This window comes from Paeniglutamicibacter terrestris (assembly GCF_012271785.1).
GTDB lineage: Bacteria > Actinomycetota > Actinomycetes > Actinomycetales > Micrococcaceae > Paeniglutamicibacter > Paeniglutamicibacter terrestris.
In genome coordinates, this window is sequence record NZ_JAAWVT010000001.1 from 1,276,329 (window position 1) to 1,282,768 (window position 6,440).

The 6,440-nt window shown below is 55.9% G+C and carries 3 protein-coding genes; 2 read left to right on the forward strand and 1 reads right to left on the reverse strand.

What is annotated here, in order from left to right; genetic code table 11:
• The first annotated feature begins 9 nt into the window (after positions 1 to 9).
• Positions 10 to 993, forward strand: coding sequence for a thioredoxin-disulfide reductase (gene trxB, locus HED64_RS05675; RefSeq protein ID WP_132360781.1), 984 nt, complete (start codon positions 10 to 12; stop codon positions 991 to 993).
• Between the two features lie 49 nt (positions 994 to 1,042).
• A complete protein-coding gene (gene trxA / locus HED64_RS05680; protein ID WP_132360783.1) occupies positions 1,043 to 1,366 on the forward strand; it encodes a thioredoxin in 324 nt (107 codons plus the stop codon).
• Positions 1,367 to 5,212: 3,846 nt separating this feature from the next.
• Here the strand turns inward: trxA and HED64_RS05685 are convergent.
• Positions 5,213 to 5,539, reverse strand: a complete 327-nt coding sequence (locus HED64_RS05685; protein WP_168151050.1) for a hypothetical protein — start codon at positions 5,537 to 5,539, stop codon at positions 5,213 to 5,215.
• Between the last annotated feature and the right edge of the window lie 901 nt (positions 5,540 to 6,440).

The window sequence follows — 6,440 nt, forward strand, 5'->3', positions numbered from 1 at the left end:
CGCGTACCCGTGGCCACAGAAGTAAACGACGCTATCCGTAACGTCATCATCATCGGTTCCGGCCCTGCTGGTTACACCTCTGCCGTCTACACCGCGCGTGCGAACCTGAAGCCGTTGGTTATCGCCGGTTCGGTCACCGCCGGTGGCGAGCTCATGAACACCACGGATGTGGAAAACTTCCCGGGCTTCCCCGAGGGCATCATGGGTCCGGATCTGATGGACAACATGCAGAAGCAGGCAGAGCGCTTCGGTGCCGAGATCCTCTTCGACGATGTCACCGCCGTCGATTTGACCGGTGATATCAAGGTCGTCACCCTCGGTGACGGCACCGTCTACCGTGCGCATGCAGTCATCCTGTCCACCGGCTCCGCCTACCGCGAACTGGGCCTCCCCGATGAGAAGCGCCTCTCGGGCCACGGTGTCTCCTGGTGTGCAACCTGCGACGGTTTCTTCTTCCGTGAACAGAACATTGCTGTGATCGGCGGCGGCGACTCCGCCATGGAAGAAGCCATCTTCCTGACCAAGTTTGCTGCAAAGGTCACCGTGGTGCACCGCCGCGATTCCCTGCGCGCATCGAAGATCATGGCAGAGCGTGCCTTGGCACACCCGAAGATCGACTTCATCTGGGACTCTGAGGTCGTCGGAATTTCCGGTACCGAAAAGGTCACCGGAATGACCCTGCGCAATCTCAAGACTGATGCAGAGCAGCATGTCGAGATCACCGGTATCTTCGTAGCCATCGGCAACGATCCTCGTACCGATCTGGTCAAGGATGTTCTGGACCTGACCGCCGAGGGCACCATTGCCGTTGAGGGTCGCTCCTCGAAGACCAGCCTTAAGGGTGTCTTCGCTGCCGGCGACGTTATCGATTCCTCTTACCGTCAGGCCATCACGGCCGCCGGTTCGGGCTGTGCCGCAGCGCTTGACGTCGAGCACTACCTGGCTGACATTGAAGCCAGTGCATCCGCAGAATCCGTAGCAGTCTCCAACTAATTCCCGTTCCCAGCTTCTGGGAAGAGATCTTTAACGAAAGGTGCAGGCCATGAGCCAGACCAAAGACGTAACCGACGCAACTTTCCAGGCTGAGGTCCTCGAGGCTTCCAAGCCAGTCATTGTCGACTTCTGGGCCGAGTGGTGCGGTCCTTGCCGTCAGCTGACCCCGATCCTCGAGCAGATTGCCGCAGAGCACTCGGAGAAGGTTGACGTTGTAAAGGTCAACGTTGACGACAACCCGGGCATCGCTGCAAAGTACGGCATCACCAGCATCCCCGCCGTATACGTTTTCCAGGGTGGCGAGCACGTAGCCACCTCCATCGGAGCCAAGCCTAAGCCGGTCTTGGAAAAGGAATTCGCAGAGTACCTCTAGCCTTCGCTGGATCTTACTGACCTTGGTGCGCCCACCCCCTTGGGGGTGGGCGCACCAAGCTTTTAACCCCTACCTGTCCCCAGCATTACCCGCGCGTGTTCACTGACGGATCATGGCGAAATTATTGAAAACAAACAACTCAAAACAGTTGCTACTGCGACGAGATGGAAAATCTTCATAGGTCGAACGATGATTTCCTCTCCGGAGCATCATTTCTTCACCAGCATTGCCTGAAGCGCCCACGTCCGACAAAAAGTGAAGTCCGGACCATCGGCAGAGCGACATCTGCTGAGAACCATTTTTCAATCGTCGAATGCCGGCCAGGGATGGACTAGCGAAATTCTTCGGAGTTAGGAATTAGTTCTCATCTCGGGTTGAAGTTCCCTCGCCAGCATTGTTCCCTGGGCCCTGCCCACCCATTGTCCACAACGCTGAACACAGAAACTGCCTCTGCGAATGACCACAGTCTGCCCTCTAGCTGACTGGATATTTTCCCTTCTTGGATCCATCAATCTTGCGTAGAGACCACCGATATGGCCGTTCGGGGTCGGTAGCTCCCTGGTCGCGGGCCGCCCATGTCTAACGTCGCCGATTTTCTCGAGCATGTGCGGCTTCCGAATTAAATCGAGATGGTGTTGAAGACGGTCCGGTCCATAGCCGCGTCGGCGTAGATGCAGGAGCCCAGCAGCTGGTGCCGATCCGTCGTCGGATACCACGCACGTAACACCGTCGAGCCGCAGCGGCTTCGCGGGGACCGAGCGGCATTCGGAGACAATTCCCGGCGGTGCACTTCGGCAACGCACCAGCCCTCACTGGCAGGATTGGAAACATGGAAGCTAAACCCGTCCGACCATAGTTGGCTGGCCATTATCGGAACGTGCATCCTAGAAACTACGCCACGTGCCGACAACTCTCATTCTTGTCACGCTACTCCGGCTGGACAGCACCTTCTTCGCGGTGCTCAAGAAGGACTGGCACCAGCTGCTCGGCGGCAACGCCCATGCCGGGCCGGTCACTGGCCCGATCATTCATCAATTTCGCCATCTAGGTCGATGTGGAAAGGCGAAGTCAACATGTGCGGGAGGAAGGAGATGTCCCCAGTCGTGCACGGTCTGGGCGACTTCCAATGGCTTCCTCCCAGACAGCCGCTGGGCGCCATTCGGAACATTCGGGGTCATGAAACGTCAAATGCAGAACTTGAATTTTGATGATTTGAGTTTCTGCCATGCCTCAATTCAGAGTCATCAGCATCGATGCGTAGTAGTAAGCCCCGACGCGGCGACCAATGATCGCAAGCGTCAGGGCTTGCTCTTCGCCCGCGCACGGTCCGACCGAGGCAACAGCCGAGTTACGCTCTTTCACCCGTTATGTGGACGGCAGACGATACGGTGATGGTTCTATAAACACGGCAGTGCTTGGATCCCAATATCCCCCTCCCCCCACATCGCCACAGCAGGAACAGCACAATTGAGCTCATATCCACCACCGAGTTTCCGAAACCACTTCCTCACCCACGTCGTCCCAAGGGCAATTCGTTCGTTCTCCAATCGCCATCACCGGATTGTGGGATCGGAATTTCGACTCGATACTGCTAGTTCACATCTATCGGCAAGCACCACGACGCAATGGAGATTTTCAATGATGCGTGCTGAATGAAGTTTGCTCGACGGAGAACACTTCCCGTTTTCGCCGCGGGCTATGCGCCGGGCTGCCGCTGAGGGAATGTCCGCGCCAACTACAGGGTCACCACTCAACTCCACACGTCCTTTGGATCCACACCCTGGACGCTCTAGCGTGCTGCTCTGCTCCTCCCAGAAGTGATTTTTGTGGATACTCGGGCGGTGTCGGTAACGGAGTTTTCCGAGACTCCGGCGTTTCAGAAACTGCCTTCGCGATGCCATTTTTCTGAGGATTTCGCTTGAGCCTTCCATCTCGCTCCTTGGCCTGTCCCTGCCGCCGCCGCTCCCGTTTCAGGTAGCGATCATGTGAGTGCGCCAATGACCGGCTGGCGAAGTAGCCGTGGGCTCTATGCTTGCAAGGTCTGGGGATTGAGAATGTTTCACGTGAAACACCCCGCTGCGACGACTTGTGGATCTTGGGGTTTCAAGAAGAATTCAGCCGACCATCCGTATGTTTCACGTGAAACAAATTCAGGTGAGGAGCACCGCATGTCTAGTGCAGAACACCGCGTGGACAATGTTTCACGTGAAACACCTGAGCGCAGGCGTAGTGGTTTCACCCTGGGAACCCAGCGCGCCCCAGCGATCTACATTGAAGGGTACCGTCATCGCTGCACATTTCCATTTGATGGTCCTGAACCTTTCGGTAAGGGCGGATTGCAGTACTGCTCTCGGACGACGGTCGCCTGAACTGCGATGACGACAGAGAACACGGAACATTCCAACGGCAAACATCAGCCGCAAGCCGCTGGGGCACGACACCCAACAGACCGGCGATTCTTAGCAGATCTCCCAACGAGCTCGGCTGTGATCCGTTTCAAATCGCCTCAATTCCTCCCGGCGCGCGCATCCATCGTTCGTCATACCCACTCCAGCAACGATTCTCATGTCCCCCCTGGGCACGGACTGCACATTTGGCAACTAAGGAATCGAGCGCGTCATCAAGGATTCGTCATCTTCTCGGATCCATGAACAGGTGTGTTGAATTGCTAACCGCACTCCCCACCTCCGCCATTGGATATCTCTCGATGCAGCAACGTCACTTGGTGGCGCCATGCTAACGACAACAACTTCATTGGGCTGATACTTCTGAACGATTTTCTGATTGCTCACACATCTCGTCAATCCCACAGACGTTCGGGCGTCCGATGGCCACTGCCAGTAATGCCGTCCCCTGAATCGCTCGTTGGGTAGGCTGTTGCCGCTGATGAAGTTCGTTCCTTGATACAAGCCAAACTCTCAGGAGCTAACATCGGGACAGCTGGCACGCTGTGATCTCCACATGGCCAAGCTATTTTTTTGAGCCCTCAAGGCGGTACGCATAACGGCCGACGGCTGTGCCATACAAACTGATATCCTGCCGGTCAGACAGGATGGTGGCCCGCAGCGAAGATACGGACCAACTCCATTTCTCTCCACTCCCCCGCGATTTCCCTACTTATCGAAGAACGCTTTCCCCGAAGCGAGGTGAATTGCTTTCGCTGTTTGAACTCACTACTACGCGGACCTGCCCGAGAGCTCCCTAGAATCACCTCGGTGAGAATTTGGCGGGTATTGAAAGCTCCGGAACCGAAACCCATATGACTGCCACTTCTATCCGCTCATTGAGTCAGCCTCCGGAGGGATGTGAACTCGAGGCTCATCAGCGCTAAAGAACCGGTACGTGAGAGCGTGACAGGACGCAACCAGGCAGAACGACAGTAGATCGATAACGAATACCCTCATCGCCGATTGGCTCCCTGCTGAGATGCGACCGTCGCGAACACCGTCTTAGACGCTTGGACAGTCTGCCTGGATTCATATCCGGGCAGACTCCCCCATGTTCTCTTGGGGCGTCTGAGGTTCCCCAGACAATCGAGTCCTCTGTTGATGGAGCATACGATTTCAATCAACCATTGCAAAACCGCTCCCAATGACCGTCTCCCGTTCAAGACCCCTCGGAGCAAGCCGAAGGCTCCCTGCTAGTTTTCCTCTTTGGAGATGATTCTGGCTCACGTCGATCTGTTCTCATCAGGAAGTTCATTTCTCTTCCCTCTGCTCGGGACAGGCAGAGGTCAGCTGCTTGCTGCGTGGCACTGCAGGCAACACCACCTTCCCAGTAGTCGACCCCACTAACAGCGCTCTGGATACAGCCGTCCACGAGATGTAGTGACCGGAAACAAACACATCACCTTGATGGGTTCAACCGCAGGCATGGCCTGGCGACCAGATGGTGCTCCGCAAGGGAGTTGGTTTGGATTCCGAGCAGGTCAAGAATCGAAAAATTGAGCATCAGGAGAACCGTCGCCCTGACAAGGTGTAGCTCATCGGCTTTGTCGAGCTGAGCGACCTTCTCGATGACTTCGAAGGCACCGTGCCTTTGCGCCAAGTGATTACTGATCAGAATGAGAAACCGATCCCAAACATCACAACACATGTGCAGTCTTCCGAGCGATCCGTGGATCTTTTCAGCGACCACGGCATGCGCACGGGAGTTATCCACGATCAGGTTCATCGCAGTTTGCCGCCCCCGCTTGCTCTGGAATTTTTACCTCAATCACGTCGCCGCAAGAAATCACGTGCTGCTGTCGTGAATCAAAGGGAAGCCACGGTGGGCCTGTCCTTAGCCTTCAAATGCGCGATGCAATGTTACCGAGTCAGGCGGCGTCACCAATTCTCACGCCACATCTGTTGTTCGTATCTGGCGTCTTCGGTGGCCAATCGGTGAGCACAGAGATCCGGCTTCGATCACTCGTGAAAGTTGGCGTCCACCCTCATGATCTGAAGTAGGCATTCTGCCTTACCGGCACGATGTCCAGAGGGGCGGGTGATCTGAACCGGCCGATATAGGTGACCACTGATGTGCCCCCAAATCCTCGCATCGGTTTACCGTTGGATACTCCTCCAACACATCCATAGCCAATCTGAGCCGGCTCCTGATCCGTCCAGCCGAGTTCATTAACAAGTTCAGATTGACCGCACAGCCCTACCTCGTCAGAGCCTGCCCGCAGTTGTGCCGCCTACGTAGAGAGTGCCAACTCGTAGCCTTTCATACCGACTAGATCAGCCCGACTGGCCATTTTCCGTTGCCGCCCAACTTCATTCACTTGGGGTGTCTGTCGCAGCTGAACGCCGCCTATCCTCTCGCCCGATTGGAATCACTTGATATCGATACGGATGGCGTTGTAAATGATTATGAAAATTTGGCTCTTTAGAAGCCTGCAATATTGCGCGTTAGGATCATGGACACCCGGTCAAAACGCCAGCCCTTACTCACCCCACCAAAAAGTCCCAGCACGTGATCATAGCTTCAAAGAGACGCGTTTGGTCCATGGAAGGTGCCAGCACAGCCCGTCATTTCACCGAGTGCGCCAAGAAGCCGACCAGCAGCAATTCCTTCTTCGTTCCCCACCCGG